This is a genomic window from Streptomyces sp. NPDC056296, from assembly GCF_042268605.1.
Classification (GTDB): Bacteria; Actinomycetota; Actinomycetes; order Streptomycetales; family Streptomycetaceae; genus Streptomyces.
This window is the reverse complement of the sequence record NZ_JBHJRX010000026.1, coordinates 92,019-115,570: the sequence shown is the minus strand read 5'-3', so window position 1 is coordinate 115,570 and position 23,552 is coordinate 92,019. Positions and strand designations below refer to the sequence as shown.

Below are 23,552 nucleotides of genomic sequence, written 5' to 3'. Positions count from 1 at the left end.
AAGGTATTGAAGCGTGTCCCCTCCCGGCGGGTGGGGGGGGTTGTGGGGGGTGCGGGGAGGGGGGGGGGGGGGTCCTTCTCCTTCCCCCCCTTCCGCCACGACGACGTCATGCCGGTGTCACAGCGCACGCCGCCTGGAGCGGATCAGCAGCACACAGCCGCCGGCGAAGAGGACGCCTCCGACGGCCGCGGGCCACAGGCCGAGGCCGGAGCCCGTCTCCGCGAGGCCGCCCTGCGTCGCCTGCGGCTCGGTCACCGACCCGGCCGCGGCGTCGTCACCGCCGCCCGTTCCCTGCGTCGCCGCGGGTGCGGGCGCGGCGCTGCTCACGTCGTCCGGTGTGTCGGCGGCCGGTGTCGTGGCGGCCCTGGGCTCGGCGCGCGGGGAGGCGGCGTCGTCCTGTTCCCGGGCTGGGGGCGCGGGCGCCTCCTCGTCGTTCTGTCCGGCGCCGTTCCCTCCGCCCTTCTCTTCGTCCTTGCCTTCGTCCTTGCCCTCGCCCTTCCCTTCGTTGCCTCCGTCGTCCCGGCCGTCCTGCCCGGGGTCCACGGGTGCAGATGCGGTGGCGGTCTGCTCGGCCGGGGGCTCGGAGGCGTCAGGGTTCTCGGTCGGCTGCTCCTGCGGGTCCTTCGTGGGGTTCTCGGTCGGCTGCTCCTGCGGGTTCTCCGTGGGGTTCTCGGTCGGCTGCTCCTGCGGGTCCTCGCCCTGGCCGGGTTCCGATCCCGGGGGCGTGTCCGGACCGCACTCGCGGCCGCTGTTGATGCAGTCGGCCATCTCCCGCATCAGGTCCTCGTCGAAGACGTTGATGAAGTCGCTGTGGTCCGTGACCGGCTTGTGCAGCTGCTCGGGGAAGGAGTCCACGGCGAACAGCGGAACGGTCCTGCCCCCGTCCTGGAGGCTGGGCGCGTCCACGTCGTACACGACGCGCTGGACCAGTCGCGGGATGGCCCGGAACCCTTCGGGGCAGCTGCCGTCGGCGGCGGCGAAGGCCACGTGGGTGCGGTGGTTGGCGCTGTCGATGTTGCGGCCGTCCCAGCAGCTCTGGAAGGTGAAGGTGCGCACCACGTCACTGCCGGACGGACAGAGCGGGTACTTGTCCTTCAGCTGCCGGTCCTCGAAACCGGTGCAGCTCCAGGAGGCGTTCGCGTTGGTGTTGCCGTTGACGAACGCCTTCGCGTCGCCGGTGATGATGCGCAGCAGCCGCGGCATCTCCGTGACCTTGGCGCGCTCATTGCCCTCGAAGGTCAGTGTGACCTCGGCGGGCGTGACGATCTCGCCGGCGTTGCCCTCGATGCCGCCGCCGGGAGACTCGGCGTCCTGTTCGACGGTGCCGTTCTGCAGCCGGAGCACGGGCCAGTAGTAGGAGGACTTGTCGCCCTGGTCGGCGCAGCTCGTGTCGGCGGCGGCCAGGTCCTCGTCGCTGGAGAAGGCGTCGTTGTCCTGGTTGCCTATGTAGTCGTGGAAGTGGTGGGCTCCGTTGCTGACGCCGGGGGCGGCGATCAGGTTGTCCGAGTTGAACAGTCCCTCGGCGTTGACGCCGCAACTGGTGGCGAAGGAGCCGGTCGAGGCGTTCTTCTGCCGGGGTGCCTTCACGACGTTCGGCTGGACGGAGTTGATGTCGACGTAGTCGGCGGCCACGGGTCCGTTGCCCGCCTGTCCGCCGTTGCCGGGCGGCTGCTGCCCGTCACCGGGCTGTGCGTCGTCCCCGCCGTCTTCGTCGTCCCCGCTGTTTCCGGCTTCTTCGCCCTTGCCGTCCTGCTGCTGTCGCTGCTGGTCGGGGCTGCCGCTCGGTGCGTCCGCCGTGGCGACCTCGGTGCGGCGCAGCGTGCACTCCGCCAGCGTGTCAAGGCCCGCGGGACGGTCGCCGGCCTTGCCGATGGCGGCGGCGATGCGCTCGATCGTCCCGGCCCGTTCCTTCTTCAACGGGTCGAGGATGGCGCCCTCGTCGAGCTTGCCGTCGTCCGCGGTGCGGGCGGCTTCCTGGAGTTGCCGGTAGGCCGCGGCGATCTGCTCGTCGAGCCGCGCGAGTTCGGTGTCGACGTCCGGCCTCGCCTGCTCCGGAACCGTCGTCAGCCGCTCGCTCAGGTCGGGGCAGTCGACGGTGGCCGCCACACCGGAACTGCCCAGGGGAACAGCGGTGTCGCCGGCTTCGGTCGCGGAGGCGAACACGTTCGCGGCCACCAGGCCGCCGCCTCCCAGTATCAGCGCGAATGCTCCGAAGGTCGCGCGGCGCGCCCCGGTCGGGCGTCTGCGCCTGTTGTGTCCCAAGGCGTGCTCCTGTGTCGTGGCGGACTCGGACATGAAATGCCCGCGGCTTCATACGGAGTCGGGGGCCGGAGCGTTCAAACGCCTCGCGGATTCTCAGGAATCCCTCACCTCACGGGCGCAGGATCAGCCGGATCGGGTCGCCCTCTTCTTCTCCAGCCGTGCGACCGCCTCGGCGGCCTGCGCCGGCGGCAGCACCCCGCTGATCGAACCGGGGAGGTCCAGCCGGCCACCATGGATCAGCCGCAGGAGCTGGGGCGGCGCCACCGGCATGTCGGAGCCGTCGTCGGTACCACCGGCCTCGCCCTCGCCGACGATCTGCCGACGCTGCGCCGGGGGGCGCGGTGGTGATCTTCCAGCCCGGCCGGGCCCTGCACGAGCTGATCGTGATGGTGGAGCGGGCGCGGGCGGTCGGCGCCCGGGTCGTGCGGGTCACCGACGAGCTGGGCGAGCAGTTCGGCGACCGGGTCGACGCGGTCCTCACCGCGCCGCACACTCCGACGGGCATCACCTCGGAGGCGCTCACAGCGCTCGTCGGTGCGGACGTGCTGCTGCTCACCCTCACGACGCTCTAGGAGACGGGTGCGGGGGGCCGGAGGATCGGCTCGGGGTACGAGGGAGGCTCTGTTAGGAGCCGGGGTTCGGGGAACCCGGGGCCCGCCGAATCCACCCGCGCGCCAGCGCCCACGCCGAGGGAGTCACCGGATGTCACTGACCAAAGGCCTCGTCGCCGGAGCGGCCGGCACCGTCGCGCTGAACCTCACCACGTACGGCGACATGCTGCTGCGCGGCCGGGGCTCCAGTGACATGCCGACCCAGGTCGCGGACCGGTTCGTCAACCGGGCCGGCGTCGATCTGGGCGACGAGGAGACCGCGGCCAACCGTGAGCAGGCGGCCGGAGCCCTCCTCGGCTACGTCACCGGCCTCGGGGTCGGAGCAGCCTACGGGCTGCTGCGGAGCGGGCGCGGCGCGCTGCCCGACTGGGTGGCCGGTCCGCTGCTGGGCGCGGCCGCCATGGCGGGCAGCGATCTGCCGGCCACGGTGCTCGGGGTGGCCGACCCGGCCTCCTGGGACCGGTCCTCGTGGGTGTCGGACATCGTGCCGCACCTGGTGTACGGCTTCACGACGGCATCGGTCTACCAGGCACTGCGTTGAACGGAGGAACCATGGCCGGCAGCAGGCCGCTCGCCCTGGTCACCGGGGCGTCCAGCGGAATCGGGTACGAACTCGCCGCACTGTTCGGAGAACACGGCTACGACCTCGTGGTCAACGCCGAGGACGACCGGCTGGAGCACGCCGCCCAGCGGCTGCGGGAGACGGGCGCCGAGGTACGGGCCGTGCGCGCGGATCTGCGCACCGCCGAGGGCGTGGACCGGCTGGTCGCCGCCCTGACCGGGCTCACCGTGGACGTCGCGGCGCTCAACGCGGGCGTGGGGCAGGGCGGCGCCTTCGTCGACACCGACCCGGCCGACGACCAGTCCGTCATCGACCTCAACGTGACGTCGACCGTGCGGCTCGCCAAGCCGCTGCTGCGGGACATGGTGGCGCGCGGGGTGGGCCGGCTGATGTTCACGTCGTCGGTGGCCGCGACGATGCCGGGCTCCTTCCAATCGGTGTACAACGCCTCGAAGTCGTTCGTGCAGTCCTTCGCCCAGGCGCTGCAGGAGGAGGTCGAGGACACGGGCGTCACGGTCACCTCCTTCATGCCGGGCCCGACGGAGACCGACTTCTTCCGGCGGGCCGGGATGCAGGACACCAAGGTCGGCACCATGGACAAGGACGACCCCGCGCAGGTCGCCCGGCAGGCGTACGACGCCGTCATGAAGGGCCGCGGGAAGCTGGTCACCGGCTCGGCGAAGACCAAGGCGCAGGGTATGGCGGACAAGGTGCTGCCGGACCGCGTCAAGGCCGCCGTGCACCGCCGGATGGCGGAGCCGGGGACGGCGCCGGACGACGACGGCCGGTAGGACGGCGAGGGTCTGTAGGACGGCGGGCGGCCGGTCGGGCGGCGTGGAGCCTGGTAGGGCGGTGGGCGGGCCGGTAGGACAGCATGAGGCCGGGGTAGGACGGCGACGGGCGGGCCGGTCGCCCGGAGGGCCCCTTGTCGGTGGCTCGCTTCCGGTGGAACGATGCTCGCGGCACCGGCTCACCCCACCGGCTCACCCCACCGGCTCACCCACCGGCTCACCCACCGGCTCACCCCACCGACTCGCCCACCGAAGGGACCGTCGTGACCGACGAGCAGCAACGGCCGCAGGCCGCCGCCGCGTTCGACGCGCTGGGCGCCGAGTACGAGAAGGCGTTCGCCGACTCGAAGACGCACCGGCGCTCGCTGGAGTGGCTGCTCGGGCGGCTCGCGCCGGGCAGCAGGGTTCTGGACGTGGGCAGCGGCACGGGCCGGCCCACCGCCGAGACCCTCGCGGGCGCCGGGCACGACGTGCTGGGTGTCGACGTGTCCCCCGTGATGGTGGACCTGGCGACGCGGCAGGTGCCGGCCGCGACCTTCCGGTGCGCCGACGTCCGTGACGTACCGCTCGCGGACGGCTCGTTCGACGCGGTCTGCGTGTACTTCTCGCTGCTTCAGCTGGACCGGCGGGAGCAGGCGGACCTGGTCCGGCTCCTGGTACGGGCGCTGAGGCCGGATGGGTACCTGGTCCTGGCCACCGTGCCGTTGGACGTGGAGGACGTCGACGCCACCTTCATGGGACAGCCGGTGCGCGTGACCAGCTTCACCGCGCAGGGCCTCACCGACGTGGCAGAGGAGGCCGGCCTGGAGGTACTGGCGCAGGAGGCGACGCTGTTCACCCCGGCCCACCCGGACGCACGGCCGGAGCCGCACCTGTTCCTGCACTGCCGGCGCCGGGCCGCCACCACGCCGGGCATCTGACACGTCACCCGCGGGCGGTACGCCGCCCCGGTCGTGAGCGTTGGCCCCCGCAGCCCCCCGGATGGGGTAACTGCGCACGCGCCGGCCCGGGTCCGCGGCCAGAGTGGGCAGCATGACAGAACCTGGCGAGCGACGGCGCGGCACGACTTCCACGACCACGCGCGAGCGTGCCGTGCGGGGCGCTCGGGACGCCGCCCAGCGCGCCGCGGACGCCCTGTCCGAGCTGATCCGGCACCGCCTGGAGGGGGTCTCCGCGGTGTGCCGGAGCGAGGACGACGGCTGGATCGTCAACGTGGACGTGCTGGAGGTGTCCCGTATCCCCGACACCACCAGCCTGCTCGCCACCTACGAGGTCGAGCTGGATTCGGCGGGCGACCTGCTCCAGTACCGCAGGGTCGCCCGCTACCGGCGCGGTGCCCAGGACCAGTGACCGGGCCGTGCGGCCCGCACCCGGAAGGACCACCGCATGATCACCTACGACGACGAGGTCGTCTGCGCGCCCCGCGCCGGAACCCTCTACGACGTCCTCGAACTCATCCTCGACCGCGGCATGGTGATCGACGTCTTCGTACGCGTCTCGCTGGTCGGCATCGAGATCCTCAAGGTGGACGCCCGCATCGTGGTCGCGAGCGTCGACACGTACCTGCGGTTCGCCGAGGCGTGCAACCGCCTGGACCTGGAGCACGACGTGCGCTCCAAGACCGTTCCCGAGCTGTTCGGCGGCCCGGTCGCCAAGACCATAGGCAGGGCGGGCGCCAAGCGGACGGCGCGCTCACTGACCGACAAGGTTCGGGACATCCTCACGCCCGAGGAGGAGGCGGCGGAAGAGGAGGAGGCCCTCCCCCGCGAACCCACCCGCGAGCGCGCGGAACGCGGCCGGAGCCCGCAGCGGTCCCGTAGCCGACCGACCGCACGCCCCCGCGACGAGGACGACCGTCCGCGCAGCCGCCCCCGCCGGCGCACGGAGACGGAGGACGAATGACCGCGCCCACCACCGCCGCCGCCGGCACCACCACTCCCGCCCCGGAGGCCCTGTACGTCTACGGCATCACCCCCGCCGGGACCCGTACTCCCCGCTTCCCCGGGGTCGACGGTGCCCCCGTACGCCTGCTGACCGAGTCCGGCCTGTGCGCGGCGGTGTCGGCCGCCCCGCCACGGCTCCGGCCCCGGCGCCGTGACCTGCTGGCCCATCAGGCCGTACTGGACGAACTGGCGGCACAGGGACCGCTGCTGCCCATGCGGTTCGCGGTACTCAGTCCACGACCGGATGCCCTGACCACCCAACTGCGTGCCGACGCCGCCCACTTGTCACGGCAGCTCGACGAAGTCCGGGGGTGCGTCGAACTCAACGTCAAGGGCGCGGTCGTGCCCGGTCACTTCGCCGATCTGGTGCGCCGGGACGAGGGCCTGCGGAACCTGGCCCTGCGGACGCGGCGCCGTCCGGACTACGAGGCCAACGTCCGGCTGGGTGAGGCGATCGCCCGCGGTGTCCGCCGCGAGGCGCGGCGCGCGGCCCGGGAGGTCCTCGACCACCTGACGCCGCTCGCCGTTCGCACGGTGCGGGGTGCGACCGACGACGAGCAGGTGCTGAGCGCGTCGTTCCTGCTGCGCTCCGCCGACGAGCGGCGGTTCCGGCAGGCGGTGGACGTGCGGGCACGTGACTGCGGGGACCGGCTGGCACTCAGCGTGACCGGGCCCCTGCCGTGCTACAGCTTCGTCGACCCCCGTCCCGCGCCGGCCGGGCGGTGACGCGGTGGGCATCGTGAGCGGTCTCCTGCTGCTGCCCCTCGCCCCGGTGCGCGGCACGGCGTGGATCGCCGACCACCTGCTCCAGGAGGCCCGGCGCCAGGCCCACGACCCGCGCGCCGTCCAGGCGCGTCTGGCCGCACTCAACCGGGCCCTGGACGAGGGCGCCATCGACGAGGCGGCCTTCGAGCGGGAGGAGGAGCGCCTGCTCACCCTCCTCGAACGGCCGTACCGGCCCACAGGCCGCACCACCACCATGGATCGAGCGCAGAGAAGGCACGTATGAGCGACAGCAAGGCGGTCATGGCGGCTGCCGTGGCAGGCGGGTATCTCCTGGGCCGCACGAAGAAGGCCAAACTCGCCTTCGTGGTCGGCTCGTACCTCATGGGCCGGCGCATCGGCCTGTCCCCCGGCCAGGTGCTGTCCCAGGGCCTGGCCGGCATCCAGCGGACACCGCAGCTCCAGGAACTGACGGACCAGGTGCGCGGCGAGCTGCTGACCGCCGGACGCACCGCCGTCACCGCCGCGGCGAACCGCAGACTCACCGGCCTCGCGGACACCCTCCGCGACCGTACCGACGCGCTCACCGGCGCGGGCCGACGGAACGACGGCGGCTACGACGACTACTACGAGGATGAGAGCGCCCCGGACGAGGACGCCTACTTCGACGAGGAGGATCGGGAGGAGGACCGGGAGGAGACTCGGCGGGCCGCGCCGGCGCCACCCCGGAAGGCGGCCAAGAAGGCTCCCCCGCGCAAGGCGGCACCTCCCCCGAAGACCGCGAGGAAGACTGCCAAGAAGACCGCCAAGAAGACCGCGCCGGCAAAGAAGACCATGGGCTCGGGCCGGCGCGGAGGTGAGCGCGGATGACCCCCGACCGGCAGGGCAACGGCGGGCCCTCCCCCTTCGGCGATCTCAAGAACGCGCTCGGCGGCTACCTCTCCGCCACGGGGCACAGCCTCGTCGGCAAGGCGGGGGAGCGGATCGGGGGCCTGACGGACCGTCTGACCGAATCCGCCGACGGCGGTGGCTCCGGCGGCGGGAGCGGCTCCGGCGGCGGAGGCGGCTCCGGCGGCGGGAGTGGTTCCGGTACCGGGGGCGGTTCCGGCGGTCGGGGCGGTTCCGGGAGCAGCGGGAGCAGCGGCGGCAGTGTCAAGGCGACGCACATCATGGAGACCGTCGACATCGGCGTCCCCCTGCGCACCGTCTACGACCAGTGGACGCAGCTCCAGGACTTCAGCGGCTTCACCAAGGGCGTCCGCAGCGTCAGCGCGAACGACGAGGTGACATCCGACTGGAACGTCAAGGTCGGTCCGTCGAGTCGCAGTTGGAAGGCGACCGTCCAGGAACAGGTCCCCGACGAACGGATCGTCTGGACCTCCGAGGGCGCCAAGGGCAGTACTCGCGGCGCGGTCACCTTCCACGAACTGGCGCCCCGGCTGACCCGGGTCGTCGTGGTCGTCGAGTACTACCCGGCCGGCTTCTTCGAGAAGACCGGCAACCTCTGGCGCGCCCAGGGGCGGCGGCTGCGGCTCGACCTGAAGCACTTCGCGCGCCACGTGACCCTGCTGGGCGACGAGGAGGTGGAGGGCTGGCGCGGCGAGATCCGCGACGGCGAGGTCGTGCGGAGCCACGAGGAAGTCCTGGAGGAGGAGAACGCCTCCGACGACGAGTACGAGGACGACGAAGGCTCCGAGTACGAGGACGAGGACGAGGACGAGGAAGGTGAGTACGACGACGAGGACGAGGCGTATGAGGACGACGACGAGGACGACGAACGTGCCCGCCCGCGCCGCTGACGCAGCCGGGAGCGCGTGGTGACAGACGTCGACCACCGGTTCGCGAGCCCGGAGACACAGCCCTACGCGCCTGTCACCGGCAACCTCGCCGACCTGCTCGAACGGGTCCTCGACAAGGGCATCGTCATCGCCGGCGACATCAAGATCGACCTGCTCGACATCGAACTGCTCACCATCCGCCTGCGCCTGTTCATCGCGTCGGTGGACACCGCGAAGAAGGCGGGCATCGACTGGTGGGAGACCGACCCGGCGCTTTCGTCCAGGGCCGCGCGGGACGCGCTCGCCGAGGAGAACGAGCGGTTGCGGGCCCGGCTCGACGCCCTGGAGGGCGCCGCCGAGGAGACGCCGGGAGCCGTCCGGTGAACGCGTCCCCGGTCGGACCGGCGGCCCCCGTCCTCGTCTGCGCGTTCGCCGTCACCCGCACTCCGCCTGACCTCGCCACGTCGGCCGCGGCGACCGGTCACGAGGAGGGCGGCCCGCTGCGCGTGCTGCGCGCGGGCGGCCTGTGCCTGGTCGTCCAGGACGTCCCCGCGGCGCTGTTCGACGAGGAGGCGCTGGCGGAGCGGCTCAACCGGCCCGACGACCTGGAACGCTGCGCCCGTGCCCATCACCGGGGCGTCGAGGCCGCGGCCCGGCGGGGCCCCGTCGTTCCGCTGCCGATGGCGACCCTGTACCGCGGCGACCGGAGCGCGGAGCAGGCCGTGGCAGCCCGGGAAGCGGTGCTGGGCGCGCTGCTCGACCGTCTCCGGGGCCGTACGGAATGGGCGGTGAAGGTGCACGCCACCGACGGTGCGACGAACGCCGCCGCCGCTGTCGACGCCCCGGCCGACTCCGGAACCGGCGCGGGCACGCGTGGGCGTGCCTACCTCAGCCGGGCCAGCGCACGGCGACGCGACCGGCAGGACGCGCACGGGAGGGCCCTGGCCGAGGCGGACGCCGTCGACGCGGAACTGCGGCGGTACGCCGTCGACGCGACGCGGCACCGCCCGCAGAGCGAGCGGCTGACGGGCCGGCGCGCCCCGCAACTGATCAATGCCGCCTACCTGGTGGAGGACGCGGACACCGCCGCCTTCGAGCGCGCCCTGGCCCGCCTCGCCGCCGACGCCCGGCACTCGGCCGTCGAGGTCAGCGCCTCAGGCCCGTGGATCCCGTATTCCTTCGCCCGCTGGGACGAGGATCCTGCCGTCATGGATACGGCCGTCATGGATACGGACGCCGTGGACCCGGCCGTCATGAGTACGGACGTCATGAACCCGGACGCCACGGCGCCGGACGCCACGGCACCGCACCGCACGGAACCACCCCGCACGGAACCACCCCGCACCGCGCCGGATCGCACGGAACGGGAACGGCGTCCCATGGAGCAGGAGGCCCGCTCATGACCGCCCCGGACACCCGTACGCCGGGCCCGGCCGCCGTGCCGTGGGGCGGGCCGGAGCCGTACGCACCGGTCGGGGTGCCCCTGGTCGACCTCCTCGACCGGGTGCTGGCGACCGGTGTCGTCGTCAGCGGGGACCTGGTCCTGGCGATCGCTGACGTGCCGCTGGTGCGGATCTCCCTGCACGCCCTGCTGTCGTCGGTGAACGAGCGGGTGCCCGCCCCCTGGCCGGACAGCGGGCCGCTGTGACCGCGCCCCGGGCCCACGCCCTCGACCTGGACCCCGAACGGGTCACGAACGACCTGGCCGCCCTGGTCCTGACCGTCGTGGAGCTGCTGCGCCAGCTCATGGAGCGCCAGGCCGTGCGCCGCTTCGACGAGGGCACGCTGAGCACGGAGCAGGAGGACCGGCTCGGCACTGCGCTCATGCTGCTCGACGAGCGCATGGACGACCTGTGCGCGCAGCACGGCCTGAGCCGCGGCGATCTGAACCTCGATCTGGGTCCGCTGGGGCCCCTCCTCGCGGACCCCGAACCGTAAAGCACACCCGGCGCGGGCGATCGCTATGATGGCGGCGAATCGCTCAAACGAACATTTCCGGGTGGGGAGACCTGATGCGGGAGCCGGTCGATCTCAGGCGTCAGCGGATTCTGGCGGCGGTCCAGGCGCGCGGCACGGCGCGGGTGCGTGATCTCGCCGACGAGTTGCAGGTCTCCGTGGTCACGGTGCGCCGTGACGTGGAGGAGCTGACGCGGGAGGGCAGGCTGAGCCGCGGGCACGGTGTCGTCCGGTCCACCCTGGCCGCCGAGGAGGCATCCTCCGAGGTGGCCGGGGCGGCGGCCGGGGACCGGGTGGCCGTGGTGGTCCCCGTGCGGCACTCGTACCTCAACGAGGCGCTGCACGGTGCCCGCACCGTCCTGGAGGACGCCGGGGTGCGCATGGCCCTGCACCTCGCGCCGCAGGCGTCAGGTGCCGAACGCCCACTGGTGGAGCGGGCACTGGCGGACGGGGCGCACGGGCTGCTGATCGCCCCCCGCTGGCGCGGCCGGGCCGAGGAGGAGGCCGACCACGAGTGGCTCGCCACGCTCGGGGTGCCGACGGTGCTGATGGAGCGCCGCCCGTGGCGCGGCAGCGCGCTGCACGCGCTTGACTCGGTGTGCTCGGACCACTGGTACGGCGCGCATCTGGCCGTGGAGCACCTGGTGGGGCTCGGTCACCGGCGCATCGTGTTCGCCACCCGCCACGACAGCCCCACCGCGCGCTCGCTGCGTGCCGCCTTCGCCGAGATCGCCGAGGCGCATCCGCTGGTGGAGCGGTGGGCGTGGACGCTCGTCGCGCCGGAGGCGGGGGCCGACGGTCCGTACTCGGCGGACGAGACGGCCGAGTTGCCGGCGCTGATGCGCAAGGTGGGCGCGACGGCCATGGTGCTGCACGGCGACGTGGACGCGCTGATGATCGTCCAGCGGCTGGCGGAGGAAGCGGTACGGGTGCCGGAGGACTGCTCGGTCGTGGCGTACGACGATGTCGTGGCCGGGCTGGGCTCGCCGCCGCTGACGGCCGTGTCGCCGCCGAAGACCGAGGTCGGGAGCACGGCCGCGGAGCTGCTGCTCCAGCGGCTGTCCGAGACACCCGGCAGCCGGCCGGGCCGCCGTGTGGAGTTGCTGCCGCGGCTGATGGTGCGCGGCTCGACCGACCGCCCGACCGACCGCCCGACCGGCTGACCCCTCGGCCGACTGACCCCTCGGCCAAGTGAGCGTTTGATCGCTTTATTTTCTTCTGATCGATCTATTGACCGTTTGAGTCAGGGCGTTCAGGATTCCCGTGTCCCGAACAGTCGTGTCCGCAGCCACGCGGACCCGCAGGAGCCGCGGGAGGCGCCATGCCCGGACGACCCAGCCGTCGGTCCGTGCTCGCCGCGATGGCCGCCGTACCCCTGACAGGCGCCGTGAGCGCCTGCAGCGGGGGGAACGGCGCCTCGTCGGCCCGCACGAGCACCACCACGCGCGTCACCTTCTGGTCCGCCCTGCGCGGAAGCCAGGAGGTGGTCGACGCCTTCAACCGCACGCACCGCAACATCCAGGTGGAGTTCCAGCAGGTCCCCTCCGGCGGGCAGGGCGGCTACGCCAAGCTCAGCAACGCCGCCCGGGCCGGCAACGCGCCCGACGTCGCCACCATCGAGTATCCGCAGGTGCCGGGGTACGCCATCGACGGCGTCGCCCGTGACATCACCGACCTCGTCAGCGACGGCCTGCGCCGCAAGCTGCTGCCGCAGGCACTCGGGCTGACCACCTTCGAGGGCCGGGTGTTCAGCGTGCCGCTGGACGTCGAGCCCATGGTGATGCACTACCGCGCCGACCTGTTCGACCACTACGGGCTGGAGGTCGCGCGCACCTGGGACGAGTTCGCCGAGCAGGCCGCGACCGTGCGCCGCGAGGCACCCGACCGGCGGCTGGTGCTGTTCCCCTCCGACGGGATGACGCAGTTCGCCTGCTACGCCTGGCAGGCGGGCGCCCAGTGGTTCGACACCTCGCGCGGCGCCTGGAACGTGTCCCTCGCCGACGCTCCCTCCCGGCGGGTCGCGGAGTACTGGCAGGGGCTCATCGACCGGGACGACGTCTTCATGAACGCCGTCGAGAGCCGGCAGTCCGACGCGCAGATCGGCAACGGCCTGGTCCTCACGCGGCTCAGCGGCGCCTGGGACGCCGGCGCGCAGATGAACGCGCGGCCCGGGCAGAAGGGCCAGTGGCGGATCGCGCCGCTGCCCCAGTGGGACACCGGCAACCCGTCCGCCGGCACGCACGGCGGTTCGACCTTCGCGGTCACCAAGGACAGCCGCCACCCCGAGGCCGCGATGGAGTTCATCGAGTGGCAGGTGTCCCACCCCGACGCCCTGCGCGCCCGGCTCTCCAGCGGCACCAGCAGCCAGTACCCGGCCGCTCCCGGTCTGGTCTCCGTGGGCCGCGACGCCTTCGACCGGTCGTACTACGGCGGGCAGGACATCTACACCCTGTTCGAGCGGGAGGCCGAGAAGATCGGCGAGCAGTGGCTGTGGGGGCCGCGGATGAGCGCCACCCAGAAGGTCATGCAGGACTCCTTCGCCCGTGTCGGCGCCGGCCAGGGCTCCCTCGTCGAGTCACTGCGCACGGCGCAGGAGGGCACCATGCCCGATCTCAAGGCCCTCGGCCTGTCCACCACCCAGCACAGCACCTGAGCCGACGAAAGGCAGGTGACACCCCATGACCACGACCACCCAGCCCCGGGTGCCGACCGGCGCGTCCCGCGCCACCGCCCCGGCGCCCTCCGCGTCCGGCCTGCGCGCCCGCAGAGCGGCGAAGCGACGGCAACTGACCGCCGCCGGCGTCCTGATGACGCCGTTCTTCGCCCTGCTGGTCACCGTCTTCCTGATCCCCGTCGGCACGGCCGTCTACCTGAGCTTCTTCAGTGACGACCAGCCCGGCCTCGGCTTCGGCCCCGAGCGCCAGGTCTTCGTCGGACTGCGCTCCTACGCTGCCGTGCTCACCGACCCGACCTTCCTCGGCGGGCTCGGCACGGTCGCGCTGTACTGCCTGATCTACATCCCGCTGATGGTCGTGGGCGCGCTCGCCCTCGCCCTGCTGCTGGACTCCGGCGTGGTCCGGCTGCGCGCCTTCGCCCAGCTCGGCCTGTTCCTGCCGCACGCGGTGCCCGGCATCATCGCGGCACTGATCTGGCTGTACCTGTACACGCCCGGCATCAGCCCGGTCATCGAACTCTTCGCACAGGGCGACATCACGATCGACTTCCTGGGCGTGCACACGGTCGTCCCCTCCATCGTGAACATCGCCGTGTGGAGCAACCTCGGCTACAACATGGTGGTCTTCTACGCCGCCCTGCAGGCCGTGCCCCGCGAGGTGATCGAGGCGTCCGTCGTCGACGGCGCCGGGCCGGTGCGCACGGCGCTCCAGGTGAAGACGCCCTTGGTGCGGGCCTCGATCGTCATGGTCGCCATCTTCACCCTGATCTGGGCGCTCCAGCTCTTCACGGAGCCGATGCTGCTCAACCAGTCCTCCCCCATGGTCAGCTCCCGCTTCTCGCCGAGCATGTACATCTACGACGCGGCCTTCACCCGCAACAACTACAGCCTCGCGGCGGCCGCCTCGGTGGTCCTGCTGGTGTGCACCATCGCCCTGTCCTACGGCGTCACCCGCTTCACCGGCCGCGCCGACTCCGAGGAGGCCCGATGAGCGCCACCGACAGCTCCCTGCTCCGCCCGAGGCTGCTGGGCCGGGCCACGGTCAACGCGGTCGTCGCGATCTCCGTCCTCTACACGCTGCTGCCCGTGCTGTGGCTGGTGCTCGCCGCCACGAAGACCCGGGACGCGCTGTTCAGCAGCGACCTGCTGTCCCTGGGCGACTTCTCCTTCGGGCAGAACCTCACGGACCTGTTCGCCATGGACGGCGGGCTGTACGGCCGCTGGTACGTCAACAGCCTGCTGTACGCGGTGCTGGGCGCCGCCGTCGGCGCGCTGGTGAGCGTGGCCTGCGGCTACGCCTTCGACAAGTACCGCTTCCGGCACAAGGAGAAGCTGTTCGGCCTGGTGCTGGCGGCGGTCATGGTGCCGCAGACGGTCCTCGCGCTGCCGCTGTACCTGATGGCCTCCGAGGCCGGCCTGGTCAACACGTTCTGGGCGGTGTTCATCCCGGTGCTGTTCAACCCGTTCGGCGTCTACCTCGGCCGAATCTTCGCGCGGGGCTACGTGCCCGACGAGGTGCTGGAGGCGGCGCGCGTCGACGGGGCGGGCGAGCTGACCACGTACGTCCGGGTGGCGCTCAGGATGCTCGGTCCCGGCCTGATCACCGTCTTCCTCTTCCAGCTCACCGCGATCTGGAACAACTTCTTCCTGCCGATGGTGATGCTGTCCGACCAGGACCTGTATCCCGTCAGTCTCGGCCTGTACCAGTGGAACAGCGCGGCGTCCGTCTCGCCCGAGTACTACCCCGTGGTGATCATGGGTTCACTGCTCGCCGTACTGCCGCTCATCCTCGCCTTCGTCCTGCTCCAGCGCTTCTGGCGGAGCGGGCTGACCGCCGGAGCCGTCAAGTGACCCTGTACGCCCCCGGCCCCGGCTTCCGGCCCCGTGCCGCCGTGGCCATGTCCCCGGACGCCGCCTCGGCCGTCCTCGACCCTCGGTCCCTCGGCGCGTTCCGCCGGGTCTGCGACCTGGCGCCGTTCCCGGTGCTTGACGACCTCGCCACACCGCGGGCCGGGTCCGTACTGGCGGACGTCGACCTGCTGATCACCGGCTGGGGCTGCCCGCCGCTGGACGCGGAGGTGCTGCGGACGGCGCCGCGGCTGCGGGCGGTGGTGCACACGGCCGGCAGCGTCCGCGGGCATGTCACCGACGCGTGCTGGGAACGGGGCGTCGAGGTCTCCTCGGCCGCGGCCGCCAACGCCCTGCCGGTGGCCGAATACACGCTCGGGATGATCCTGCTCACCGGCAAGCGCGTGCTGGAGCGCGCCCGCGACTTCAGGGAGTCCCGCACCCGCGGCAACTGGCTTCGCACCCCGCGCGGCATCGGCAACTACCGCCGCACGGTGGGCATCCTGTCGGCCTCGCTGATCGGCCGCCGGGTCGTCGAACTGCTGCGGCCGCACGACATCGAGGTCCTCCTGCACGACCCGTACGTCAGCGACGCGGACGCCGCCGAACTGGGCGTCGAACGCGTCGAGCTGCCGGAGCTGTTCGCGCGCTGCGACACCGTCAGCGTGCACACCCCCCTGCTGCCCACCACGCGCGGGCTGGTGAGCCGTGCCCTGATCGACGCCATGCCCGCCGACGCCGTGCTGATCAACACCTCCCGCGGGGCGGTCGTCGACCAGGAGGCGCTCACCGACGCGGTCCGGGCGGGCCGGATCCGGGCGGTGCTGGACGTCACCGACCCCGAGGCGCTGCCGCCGGACCATCCGCTGTGGGAGTGCGAGAACGCGCTGATCACCCCGCACCTCGCCGGCTCCGAGGGCAACGAGTGGCGCCGCCTGGCCGACCTCGCGCTCGCCGAGACGACCCGCTGGGCGTCCGGTGCCGGTTTCCTCCATCCCGTACGACGCGAAAGGCTGGCGTTCCTGGCATGAGCATCCCGTTCGAACTGCCCACCGAGGACCGTGCGCTGAGCCCGTACACCGGTTACACCCGGGACCACTGGGAGGCCGTCGCGGACGGGCTGCTGTGGGCCGCGTGGCGCTGGAGCACGCCCGGCTGCGCCCTGCTCGACCTGCCGGGACGCCCCTCGCGCTCGGGCACGCGCTCCGACGGGCTGGAGGGGTTCGCCCGGACGTTCCTCGCGGCGGCCTTCCGCGTCGCGGGCGCCGACGGCGAGGACCCGCACGGCTGGCTGGAGCGCTACGCGCGCGGCCTGGCCTCGGGCACCCTCACCCCCGGCCGCGACGACACGGAGTCCTGGCCGCTCATCCTCGACCACGACGTGCAGGGCCAGCCCATGGTCGAGTCGGCGTCGGTCGCGCTCGGGCTGCGGCTGACCGCGCCGTGGCTGTGGAAGAACCTCGACGCCGGGGTCCAGGACCGGGTGGAGGAGTGGCTGCGCGGGGCGCTGCGGCACGTGCCGGCACCGAACAACTGGTACCTGTTCCCGTACACGGTCGCCGGGTTCCTGGAGTCGGTCGGCCGCGGCGACGCCGAGACGACAGCGGCGCGGGAGCGGGCGCTGGAGCTGATGGAGGGCTGGTACCGGGGCGGGGGCTGGTACGCCGACGGCGACGGACGCGCCTTCGACCACTACAACGGCTGGGCGCTGCACCTGTACCCAGTGCTCGACGCCCACCTCTCCGGCGACACCGGTCAGGCCGCCCGGTACGGCGACCGGCTGCGCGCGCACCTCGACGGCTTCGGTCTGATGTTCGGCGGGGACGGGGCGCCGCTGCACTACGGCCGTTCGCTGTCGTACCGGTTCGCCGCCTCCGCCGCCGTGGGCCTGGGCGCGGTGACCGGGCACACGCCGCTGACGCCGGGTGCCTCGCGGCGGCTGGCGAGCGGCAGTCTGCGCTACTTCGTGGAGCGCGGCGCGCTGACCGACGACGGGCTGCTGAGCCTCGGCTGGCACGGTCCGCACGAGGCCACCCTCCAGTCCTACTCCGGCCCGGCCTCCCCCTACTGGGCGTCCAAGGCGTTCGTGTCGCTCCTCGCCCCCGCGGAGCACCCGCTGTGGACGGCCGCCGAGGAGGCGGCGCCGGTGGAGGAGGCCGACCGGGTGCTGGCCCTGCCCGCGCCCGGGCTGCTGGTCCAGGCGACGCGCGGCGACGGGATCGTACGGCTGCACAACCACGGCAGCGACCATGTCCGGCCGCATGAGGGCGAGTCGGCCGCCGAGGACGACCCGCACTACGGGCGGCAGGCCTACTCCACCCGTACCGGTCCCACGGCGCCCGGGAACGTCGCGGACAACCACCTGTCGGTGGAGGTGAACGGCCGACGCAGCGTGCGGCGTCGGATCCGCCCGCTCGGAGCGGGGCACGGCGACGGCTGGGGCTGGGCGGCGTCCTGGCACCGGCCCGCCTTCGCCGGCGGGCCCCCGATGGTGCCGGGGCTGCGGGTGGAGAGCGTGACGGTGGCACGGGGGCCGTACGAGCTGCGGGTGCACCGGGTGGTCGGGGCACCGGCCAAGGCCCGCGTTACGCACACCGGGTGGGCCACCGGCCCGGAGGAGCCCCTGGTCTCGGCGCTGCACGGCCTGCACGGCTGGCTCCCCGAGCCGGAGACCGTCCGCGCCCCGCGGGGCACCGCCTTCGCGCCGTGGGCCGAGCTGCCCCGGCTGTCCGGCGACGCGGGCGGCACCTCCCTGCACGTCTGCCTGGCCGCGCTGACGGGTGAGCCCGGTCCCGGTCCGCTCGCGGAGGCGGTCACGGAGGTCGTGGCCGGTGACACCGGCGTCGAGGTGGTCTGGGCGGACGGCGGGGGGCGCACCCGGGTCTCTTTCGAACCGGTGGGGGTGACGCACACGCCTGCCTGACACCGACTCCGAACCCAGGTGCACACGGGGCCCCGACCGGCACGACCGGTCGGGGCCCCGTACGCGCGTCTGAAGTGGCGGACGGCACGGCGCCCCATGCTCACCCTGACTGATGAGCGAGGCCAACCGTTCCTTGAGACTGAGCTCGCTCAGCCGCACGCCCCGAACGGTCTTGGGCGCACTGGTCCCCGGCGTACTCAACCCCGGGGCAGCGACACGGATCCTGTCCGTGGTCCGATCCCAGGAGGCCGGTTCCCTCACGACCTGGCCAGCTGGACACGGCCAACGGTGGCGGAGAAGCCCCGAACCATCACTCCGGTGGAGCGGGGGCCCCGCACACTGGCGCCACACCCGACGTTTCAGATCGCTCGATGAGCGTAACCCGAACAGCTCAGACCATCACAAGCCGAGGGGCCAACCACCACACTATGGAGTGACACTGACCTCATGGACACTTCCCAAGGATCATCCGACAACCCCCTCAAGCGGGTAGCCCACAAGGTCACCGAGAGCCTGCAGGGCGACGGTGGCGGACCGGCGGACGGGATTCCCGGCAAGCCCGGTCCCGAGTCGCCCCCCGTCGCCGAGCCCACCGAGCCCCGGGAGCCGCTGCACCCCAAGCCGGACCAGAGCGGTCCGGACACCGTGTCGCCGACCGGTCAGCCCACGGGAGCCGACCAGGCCCGGGTGGCGCAGTCCGGCAGCTACCTGACGAATGCTCAGGGCACGCGGCTGTACGACACGGACCACTCGCTGAAGGCCGGGCCGCGCGGGCCCGTGCTGCTCCAGGACCACCACCTGCGCGAGAAGGTCATGCACTTCGACCACGAGCGCATCCCGGAGCGCGTGGTACATGCCCGGGGCGCGGGCGCGCACGGGGTCTTCCAGAGCTACGGCACGGCGGCCTCCGTCACCAAGGCGGGGTTCCTCGCCGCGGACGTGGAGACGCCGGTGTTCACGCGGTTCTCCACGGTGGTCGGCTCGCGGGGGTCGTCGGACACGGTGCGGGACACCCGCGGTTTCGCGACGAAGTTCTACACCAGTGAGGGCGTCTTCGACCTGGTCGGCAACAACATCCCGGTCTTCTTCATCCAGGACGCCATCAAGTTCCCGGACGTCGTGCACGCCGCGAAGCCGCACCCCGACCGGGAGATCCCGCAGGCGCAGAGCGCGCACGACACCTTCTGGGACTTCGTGTCGCTGCACACCGAGGCGACGCACCACACCATCTTCTTCATGGGCGACCGCGGTATCCCGCGCTCCTACCGGATGATGGAGGGCTTCGGCGTCCACACCTTCCGGCTGGTGAACGCCGCGGGCGAGACCACGCTGGTCAAGTTCCACTGGAAACCCAAGCTGGGCGTGCACTCCCTGGTGTGGGACGAGGCACAGATGATCAACGGCATCGACCCGGACTTCCACCGCCGGGATCTCGCCGACGCGATCGAGGCGGGCGCGTACCCGCAGTGGGAGCTGGGCATCCAGACCTTCCCCGACAACCCGGAGCAGACCTTCGAGGGCATCGACCTGCTGGACCCGACGAACATCGTCCCGGAGGAGCTGGCTCCGGTGCAGCCGATCGGGCTGCTGACGCTGAACCGGAACCCGTCGAACTTCTTCGCCGAGACCGAGCAGGTCGCCTTCCACGTGGGCCACCTCGTTCCGGGCATCGACGTCACCGACGACCCGCTGCTCGCGGGGCGGTTGTTCTCGTACCTGGACACGCAGATCACGCGTCTGGGCGGCCCCAACTTCCCGCAGCTGCCCATCAACCGCCCCCAGGCGCCGGTCAACGACATGCTGCGCGACGGCATGCACCAGACGGCCGTGCACCGGGGTGTGGCGCCCTACCGGCCCAACTCCCTCGACGGCGGCTGCCCGTTCACCGCCGGGGCGGACATGAGTGCCTTCGTCGAGGCGCCGGTCCGGGTCCCGGAGGCGACGAAGGTCCGGGAGGCGCCGGAGTCGTTCGCGGACCACTTCAGCCAGCCCCGCCGCTTCTGGCTGAGCATGAGCCCGGTGGAGCGCGAGCACATCATCGGGGCCTACACCTTCGAGCTGGGCAAGTGCTACGAACAGGCCATCAGGGAACGGACACTTCAGGTCCTGGCCAACATCGACCCGGAGCTGTGCGCGGGCGTCGCCGAGGGCCTCGGCCTCCCCGCCCCGCAGCCGACGGTGCCGCTGGCCGACGTCGAGCCCAGCCCGGCGCTGTCCCAGGTCGGCGGCACCTGGCCCCTGGACGGCCGGGTCGTCGGCATCGTCACCGGCGGCGCGGACCTGGAGGGCGTGACGGCCGTACGGGAGGCGGTGCTGAACGCCGGGATGGTGCCGCTCGTCGTGGCGCCGACCGGCGGCACCATCGGCGCGGGCGACGGGGCGCTGACCGTCCAGCGCAGCTACGTCACCGCACGGTCCGTCGAGTTCGACGCCGTCCTGGTGGCGGGAACGCCCGACATGGGCGGCGACGCCTACACCCCACGGGACTACAAGGCCACTCCGCCGCCCGCGCGGCCGGGGACGATCGACCCGCGGGTGAGCCTGCTGGTGTCGGAGGCGTACCGGCACGGCAAGGCGATCGGCGTGTGGGCGGGCGGCGAGGCCGCGCTCGACGCGTCGGGTGTGCCCGCCGACGCCGCCGGCGTGGTCGTCTCGGCGTCCGGCACCGCGGCCCTGGAGCAGATCACGGAGCTGATGGGCGCCCACCGGGTGTGGGAACGCTTCACCACGCCCCGCGGCTGATCCGCGTACCCGCCGGGCCGGTCGCCGACGTCGGTGGCCGGCCCGGCGGCGTGCTCAGTCGCGTGTTCGGCACAGGACGCGCAGCGCCCCGGGCAGCACTCTCGCCGTGACGGGGACGACGGCCTCGACCTCGCCGTCGGCGCCGTAGGGTATCGCCCGGTCGGCCTCGATGCGGACCTCCCGGCCGCGCAGGACGCGCACCTGTGGCCTGCGGACGTGGGCGCCCGAGCCGAGCTCGTTCATGAGGGCGAAGAAGAGCCGCCGCGGCGCGTGGTGGATCATCACGACCTCCAGCAGGCCGTCGTCCACCCGGGCGGAGGGCGCGATGAGGCGGTTGGAGCCGTAGTAGCCGGAGTTGGCGGCCACGGCGGTGTAGCCGGTGAACGCGTGCTCCTCGCCGTCGACGGTGACGCGGTAGCGCGTCGGGCGCCAGGTGGTGACCGCGCGCAGCGCGCCGGCGTAGTAGGAGGCGGTGCCGCGCAGCAGGCGCGTGTTGTTGGCGTGGTGGTTGGCGAGCGCGTCGACGCCGGCGTAGACGCTGCCGAGCACGACGGTGCGGTCGTGGACGGCCGAGGTGACCTCGATGGTGTCGACGGGGCGCGGCTCGCCCCGCAGCAGCACCTCGGCGAGGGCGGCGGGCTCGGTGGGCAGCTCCAGCGCGCGGGCGAAGTCGTTGCCGCGGCCCGCCGGGACGAGGCCGAGGAGGGCCCCGGTGCCGCTGAGGGCGCCGCCGATCCCGCCGGCCATCCCGTCGCCGCCGACGGCGAGCACCACCCGGCCCCGCTCCCCGGCGTGCCGGGCGAGTTCCCGGGCGTGCGCGAGGCTGCTGCTGTACTCCGTCTCCAGCTCCGCCCCCGCCTCCCGCAGCAGCCGGGCCACCCCGAGCAGCGCGGCGGCCGAGGTGGCGCCGCCCGCGGTGGGGTTGACGACGGCGGTGAACTGTCGCATCGATGTGCCTCCGGGCTGACGGGTGGTGCCGGACTGTTGTCTCACGGGGTCGGAGCGTGCTGCTGTGCCGGGTCAGTGGGTCGGAGCGAGCTGCTGTGCTCGGTCAGTCCTCGGGCAGCAGGACGCCCGGGCTGAGCAGTCCGGCGGGGTCCAGGGTCCGCTTGACGGCGCGCAGGGCCTCGACGCCGAGTGGGCCCGCCTCCCGGACGTACCAGTCGCGGTGGTCGGTGCCGACGCCGTGGTGGTGGGTGATGGTGCCGCCCGCGGCGAGGATCGCCTCGTTGGCGGCGTGCTTGGCCCGGGCCCAGTGCGCCAGGGCGTCGTCGCCCTGGGCCGAGACGACGGTGAAGTACAGGGAGGCGCCGTTCTCGTAGACGTGCGAGATGTGGCACATGACCAGCGGCGGAGTGCCGGCCTCGGTGAGGGTGCCGGTGAGCGCGTCACGGACGGCGGCGTACAGCGCGGGGACGCGGGACCAGTAGGTCGCCGTCTCCAGGGTCTCGGCGAGCGCCCCGGCGTCCAGCAGGGAGTCACGCAGGTACGGCGCCGAGTACCTGCCGTGGGCCCAGCGCTCCCCCGGTTCCTCGCCGGCGAAGGTGGCGCCGCTGTCGCGCAGTACGGCGGCGGCGCCGGCGCGGCGGTGCGCGGTGTCCTCCTCGGTGCCCTCGAAGCCGACGACGGCCAGGCATCCGGCGTCCTGCCGGTCGAGTGAGGCACCGATGGCTTCGGGCTGGGCGAGGCCGATCAGCGTCTCCGTCTCGTCGGACAGCCGCAGCACCGTGGGACGCGGGCCGTCCTGGGCGAGCCGGCGCAGGGCCGCGGCGCCCTCCTCGAAGGAGGCGAAGCGCCAGCCCTCGTAGCGGCGGACCCGCGGCACGGGCTTCACTCGCACGGTGACGGAGGTGATGACACCGAAGGCGCCCTCCGAGCCCAGTACGAGCTGACGCAGGTCGGGGCCGGCCGCCGAGCGCGGGGCGCGGCCCGTGTCGAGGGTGCCCTCGGGGGTGGCGAGGGTGAGGCCGAGGACCATCTCGTCGAAGCGTCCGTAACCGGCGGAGGCCTGTCCGCTGGAGCGGGTCGCGGCGAAGCCGCCGATGGTGGCCCACTCGTAGGACTGGGGGAAGTGGCCGAGGGTGTAGCCGTGCTCGGCGAGGAGTGCCTCGGCCTCGGGAGCGCGCAGGCCGGGTTGCAGGGTGGCGGTCCGGGAGACCTCGTCGAGGTCGAGCAGGCGGTTCATGCGGCGCAGGTCGAGGGCGACGAAGGTGCCGTCGCGGCCGGGGGCGAGGCCGCCGACCACGGAGGTGCCGCCGCCGAACGGGACGAGGGTCAGACCGTGCGCGGCGCAGGCCTCCAGTACGGCGAGCACCTCGTCGTGGCCGTCCGGGAGGACGACGGCGGCCGGGCTGTCGGCGGTGTCGCCGGTCCGCATCCGCAGCAGGTCGGGGGTGGACTTGCCGCGGGTGTGGCGGATGCGGGTCTCCGCGTCCGTGCGCACGCCGTCCGCGCGGTCGCCGACGGCGGCCTCCAGCGCGCGGCGGGCGGCCTCGTCCAGCGGCGAGGCGGGTACGTCGATCTCCTCCAGCGGGACTGAGGCGGCGTCGCGGGGCTTGACGCCGAGCAGCTCGCGCAGCAGCCCGGTCACCGTGTCGGGCAGCGGCGTCGCCCGGGCCGGGTCGCCCCAGCCGTTCCACAGCATGTCCATTGCCTGTCGTCCTCACGGTCGGTTCGGGGAGGTGCCTTCGGGACGCCGCCGGGATGCGGTCGGGATGCGGTCCGCGCGGCCCCACCGGC

Annotated in this window: 24 protein-coding genes and 1 pseudogene; 21 read left to right on the top strand and 4 right to left on the bottom strand. The window is 73.0% G+C overall.

Features of this window, described 5'->3' with window-relative positions; translation table 11 throughout:
* Window positions 1-117: 117 nt before the first annotated feature.
* Together ACFCZF_RS20685 and ACFCZF_RS20680 are read right to left on the bottom strand one after the other, a co-directional pair.
* Window positions 118-2,295, bottom strand: coding sequence for a DUF1996 domain-containing protein (locus ACFCZF_RS20685; protein ID WP_376672874.1), 2,178 nt, complete (start codon window positions 2,293-2,295; stop codon window positions 118-120).
* A 76-nt stretch (window positions 2,296-2,371) separates the two neighbouring features.
* Window positions 2,372-2,541 (bottom strand): annotated as a pseudogene (locus ACFCZF_RS20680) (zinc-binding dehydrogenase); the annotation flags it as partial.
* A 65-nt stretch (window positions 2,542-2,606) separates the two neighbouring features.
* On the opposite strand from ACFCZF_RS20680, the gene ACFCZF_RS20675 reads away from it, so the two are divergent.
* The 21 genes from ACFCZF_RS20675 (at window position 2,607) to ACFCZF_RS20575 (ending at window position 20,813) form a co-directional block, all read left to right on the top strand.
* Entirely contained in the window at window positions 2,607-2,834 is a 228-nt protein-coding gene (locus tag ACFCZF_RS20675; protein ID WP_376672873.1) for a hypothetical protein, read from the top strand.
* 130 nt (window positions 2,835-2,964) lie between these two features.
* Entirely contained in the window at window positions 2,965-3,414 is a 450-nt protein-coding gene (locus ACFCZF_RS20670) for a hypothetical protein (protein WP_376672872.1), read from the top strand.
* 11 nt (window positions 3,415-3,425) lie between these two features.
* Window positions 3,426-4,226 (top strand): SDR family NAD(P)-dependent oxidoreductase, encoded by an 801-nt coding sequence (locus ACFCZF_RS20665; RefSeq protein ID WP_376672871.1) that lies wholly within the window; start codon window positions 3,426-3,428, stop codon window positions 4,224-4,226.
* A 263-nt stretch (window positions 4,227-4,489) separates the two neighbouring features.
* On the top strand, window positions 4,490-5,146 hold the full coding sequence (locus ACFCZF_RS20660; protein WP_376672870.1) for a class I SAM-dependent methyltransferase: 657 nt from the start codon (window positions 4,490-4,492) through the stop codon (window positions 5,144-5,146).
* 112 nt (window positions 5,147-5,258) lie between these two features.
* Window positions 5,259-5,576 carry a gas vesicle protein gene (locus ACFCZF_RS20655; protein ID WP_375919474.1) on the top strand — a complete coding sequence of 106 codons (318 nt, stop codon included), beginning with the start codon at window positions 5,259-5,261 and terminating at the stop codon, window positions 5,574-5,576.
* 36 nt (window positions 5,577-5,612) lie between these two features.
* The gene (locus tag ACFCZF_RS20650) at window positions 5,613-6,128 is read left to right on the top strand and encodes a gas vesicle structural protein GvpA (protein WP_375919476.1); all 516 of its coding nucleotides are present in this window, start codon (window positions 5,613-5,615) and stop codon (window positions 6,126-6,128) included.
* Window positions 6,125-6,895, top strand: coding sequence for a GvpL/GvpF family gas vesicle protein (locus tag ACFCZF_RS20645; protein ID WP_376672869.1), 771 nt, complete (start codon window positions 6,125-6,127; stop codon window positions 6,893-6,895). The genes ACFCZF_RS20650 and ACFCZF_RS20645 overlap by 4 nt, the downstream gene beginning before the upstream one ends.
* 4 nt (window positions 6,896-6,899) lie before the next feature.
* On the top strand, window positions 6,900-7,178 hold the full coding sequence (locus tag ACFCZF_RS20640) for a gas vesicle protein GvpG (protein ID WP_376672868.1): 279 nt from the start codon (window positions 6,900-6,902) through the stop codon (window positions 7,176-7,178).
* On the top strand, window positions 7,175-7,762 hold the full coding sequence (locus ACFCZF_RS20635; RefSeq protein ID WP_376672867.1) for a hypothetical protein: 588 nt from the start codon (window positions 7,175-7,177) through the stop codon (window positions 7,760-7,762). Before ACFCZF_RS20640 ends, ACFCZF_RS20635 begins: the two co-directional genes overlap by 4 nt.
* On the top strand, window positions 7,759-8,691 hold the full coding sequence (locus ACFCZF_RS20630) for an SRPBCC family protein (RefSeq protein WP_376672866.1): 933 nt from the start codon (window positions 7,759-7,761) through the stop codon (window positions 8,689-8,691). The genes ACFCZF_RS20635 and ACFCZF_RS20630 overlap by 4 nt, the downstream gene beginning before the upstream one ends.
* A gap of 18 nt (window positions 8,692-8,709) precedes the next feature.
* The gene (locus tag ACFCZF_RS20625) at window positions 8,710-9,054 is read left to right on the top strand and encodes a gas vesicle protein (protein ID WP_375919490.1); all 345 of its coding nucleotides are present in this window, start codon (window positions 8,710-8,712) and stop codon (window positions 9,052-9,054) included.
* Window positions 9,051-10,073, top strand: coding sequence for a GvpL/GvpF family gas vesicle protein (locus ACFCZF_RS20620; RefSeq protein WP_376672865.1), 1,023 nt, complete (start codon window positions 9,051-9,053; stop codon window positions 10,071-10,073). The genes ACFCZF_RS20625 and ACFCZF_RS20620 overlap by 4 nt, the downstream gene beginning before the upstream one ends.
* Complete coding sequence (locus ACFCZF_RS20615) at window positions 10,070-10,318, top strand: gas vesicle protein (protein ID WP_375919495.1); 249 nt, start codon at window positions 10,070-10,072, stop codon at window positions 10,316-10,318. Before ACFCZF_RS20620 ends, ACFCZF_RS20615 begins: the two co-directional genes overlap by 4 nt.
* On the top strand, window positions 10,315-10,608 hold the full coding sequence (locus tag ACFCZF_RS20610) for a gas vesicle protein K (protein ID WP_375919498.1): 294 nt from the start codon (window positions 10,315-10,317) through the stop codon (window positions 10,606-10,608). Before ACFCZF_RS20615 ends, ACFCZF_RS20610 begins: the two co-directional genes overlap by 4 nt.
* A gap of 74 nt (window positions 10,609-10,682) precedes the next feature.
* Window positions 10,683-11,789 carry a substrate-binding domain-containing protein gene (locus tag ACFCZF_RS20605; protein ID WP_376672864.1) on the top strand — a complete coding sequence of 369 codons (1,107 nt, stop codon included), beginning with the start codon at window positions 10,683-10,685 and terminating at the stop codon, window positions 11,787-11,789.
* Between the two features lie 158 nt (window positions 11,790-11,947).
* Window positions 11,948-13,279 (top strand): extracellular solute-binding protein, encoded by a 1,332-nt coding sequence (locus ACFCZF_RS20600; RefSeq protein ID WP_376672863.1) that lies wholly within the window; start codon window positions 11,948-11,950, stop codon window positions 13,277-13,279.
* A 25-nt stretch (window positions 13,280-13,304) separates the two neighbouring features.
* Entirely contained in the window at window positions 13,305-14,291 is a 987-nt protein-coding gene (locus ACFCZF_RS20595) for a carbohydrate ABC transporter permease (RefSeq protein WP_376672862.1), read from the top strand.
* Window positions 14,288-15,151, top strand: a complete 864-nt coding sequence (locus tag ACFCZF_RS20590) for a carbohydrate ABC transporter permease (protein WP_279561133.1) — start codon at window positions 14,288-14,290, stop codon at window positions 15,149-15,151. Before ACFCZF_RS20595 ends, ACFCZF_RS20590 begins: the two co-directional genes overlap by 4 nt.
* Window positions 15,148-16,179 carry a hydroxyacid dehydrogenase gene (locus ACFCZF_RS20585; RefSeq protein ID WP_376672861.1) on the top strand — a complete coding sequence of 344 codons (1,032 nt, stop codon included), beginning with the start codon at window positions 15,148-15,150 and terminating at the stop codon, window positions 16,177-16,179. Before ACFCZF_RS20590 ends, ACFCZF_RS20585 begins: the two co-directional genes overlap by 4 nt.
* Window positions 16,176-18,071, top strand: coding sequence for a DUF2264 domain-containing protein (locus ACFCZF_RS20580; RefSeq protein WP_376672860.1), 1,896 nt, complete (start codon window positions 16,176-16,178; stop codon window positions 18,069-18,071). Before ACFCZF_RS20585 ends, ACFCZF_RS20580 begins: the two co-directional genes overlap by 4 nt.
* A gap of 447 nt (window positions 18,072-18,518) precedes the next feature.
* Window positions 18,519-20,813, top strand: a complete 2,295-nt coding sequence (locus ACFCZF_RS20575) for a catalase (protein ID WP_376672859.1) — start codon at window positions 18,519-18,521, stop codon at window positions 20,811-20,813.
* Window positions 20,814-20,867: 54 nt separating this feature from the next.
* Here ACFCZF_RS20575 and ACFCZF_RS20570 read toward each other — a convergent pair whose 3' ends face one another.
* Window positions 20,868-21,761, bottom strand: a complete 894-nt coding sequence (locus ACFCZF_RS20570) for a YegS/Rv2252/BmrU family lipid kinase (RefSeq protein WP_376672858.1) — start codon at window positions 21,759-21,761, stop codon at window positions 20,868-20,870.
* A 103-nt stretch (window positions 21,762-21,864) separates the two neighbouring features.
* Window positions 21,865-23,463 (bottom strand): FAD-binding oxidoreductase, encoded by a 1,599-nt coding sequence (locus ACFCZF_RS20565; protein ID WP_376672857.1) that lies wholly within the window; start codon window positions 23,461-23,463, stop codon window positions 21,865-21,867.
* Between the last annotated feature and the right edge of the window lie 89 nt (window positions 23,464-23,552).

Coding starts and splice junctions, on each gene's coding strand:
- ACFCZF_RS20590 (WP_279561133.1), top strand. CDS start 14,288: ATGAGCGCCACCGACAGCTCCCTGCTCCGCCCGAGGCTGCTGGGCCGG.
- ACFCZF_RS20645 (WP_376672869.1), top strand. CDS start 6,125: ATGACCGCGCCCACCACCGCCGCCGCCGGCACCACCACTCCCGCCCCG.
- ACFCZF_RS20630 (WP_376672866.1), top strand. CDS start 7,759: ATGACCCCCGACCGGCAGGGCAACGGCGGGCCCTCCCCCTTCGGCGAT.
- ACFCZF_RS20650 (WP_375919476.1), top strand. CDS start 5,613: ATGATCACCTACGACGACGAGGTCGTCTGCGCGCCCCGCGCCGGAACC.
- ACFCZF_RS20685 (WP_376672874.1), bottom strand. CDS start 2,295: ATGTCCGAGTCCGCCACGACACAGGAGCACGCCTTGGGACACAACAGG.
- ACFCZF_RS20670 (WP_376672872.1), top strand. CDS start 2,965: ATGTCACTGACCAAAGGCCTCGTCGCCGGAGCGGCCGGCACCGTCGCG.
- ACFCZF_RS20665 (WP_376672871.1), top strand. CDS start 3,426: ATGGCCGGCAGCAGGCCGCTCGCCCTGGTCACCGGGGCGTCCAGCGGA.
- ACFCZF_RS20565 (WP_376672857.1), bottom strand. CDS start 23,463: ATGGACATGCTGTGGAACGGCTGGGGCGACCCGGCCCGGGCGACGCCG.
- ACFCZF_RS20655 (WP_375919474.1), top strand. CDS start 5,259: ATGACAGAACCTGGCGAGCGACGGCGCGGCACGACTTCCACGACCACG.
- ACFCZF_RS20575 (WP_376672859.1), top strand. CDS start 18,519: ATGGACACTTCCCAAGGATCATCCGACAACCCCCTCAAGCGGGTAGCC.
- ACFCZF_RS20605 (WP_376672864.1), top strand. CDS start 10,683: ATGCGGGAGCCGGTCGATCTCAGGCGTCAGCGGATTCTGGCGGCGGTC.
- ACFCZF_RS20615 (WP_375919495.1), top strand. CDS start 10,070: ATGACCGCCCCGGACACCCGTACGCCGGGCCCGGCCGCCGTGCCGTGG.
- ACFCZF_RS20570 (WP_376672858.1), bottom strand. CDS start 21,761: ATGCGACAGTTCACCGCCGTCGTCAACCCCACCGCGGGCGGCGCCACC.
- ACFCZF_RS20600 (WP_376672863.1), top strand. CDS start 11,948: ATGCCCGGACGACCCAGCCGTCGGTCCGTGCTCGCCGCGATGGCCGCC.
- ACFCZF_RS20580 (WP_376672860.1), top strand. CDS start 16,176: ATGAGCATCCCGTTCGAACTGCCCACCGAGGACCGTGCGCTGAGCCCG.
- ACFCZF_RS20595 (WP_376672862.1), top strand. CDS start 13,305: ATGACCACGACCACCCAGCCCCGGGTGCCGACCGGCGCGTCCCGCGCC.
- ACFCZF_RS20635 (WP_376672867.1), top strand. CDS start 7,175: ATGAGCGACAGCAAGGCGGTCATGGCGGCTGCCGTGGCAGGCGGGTAT.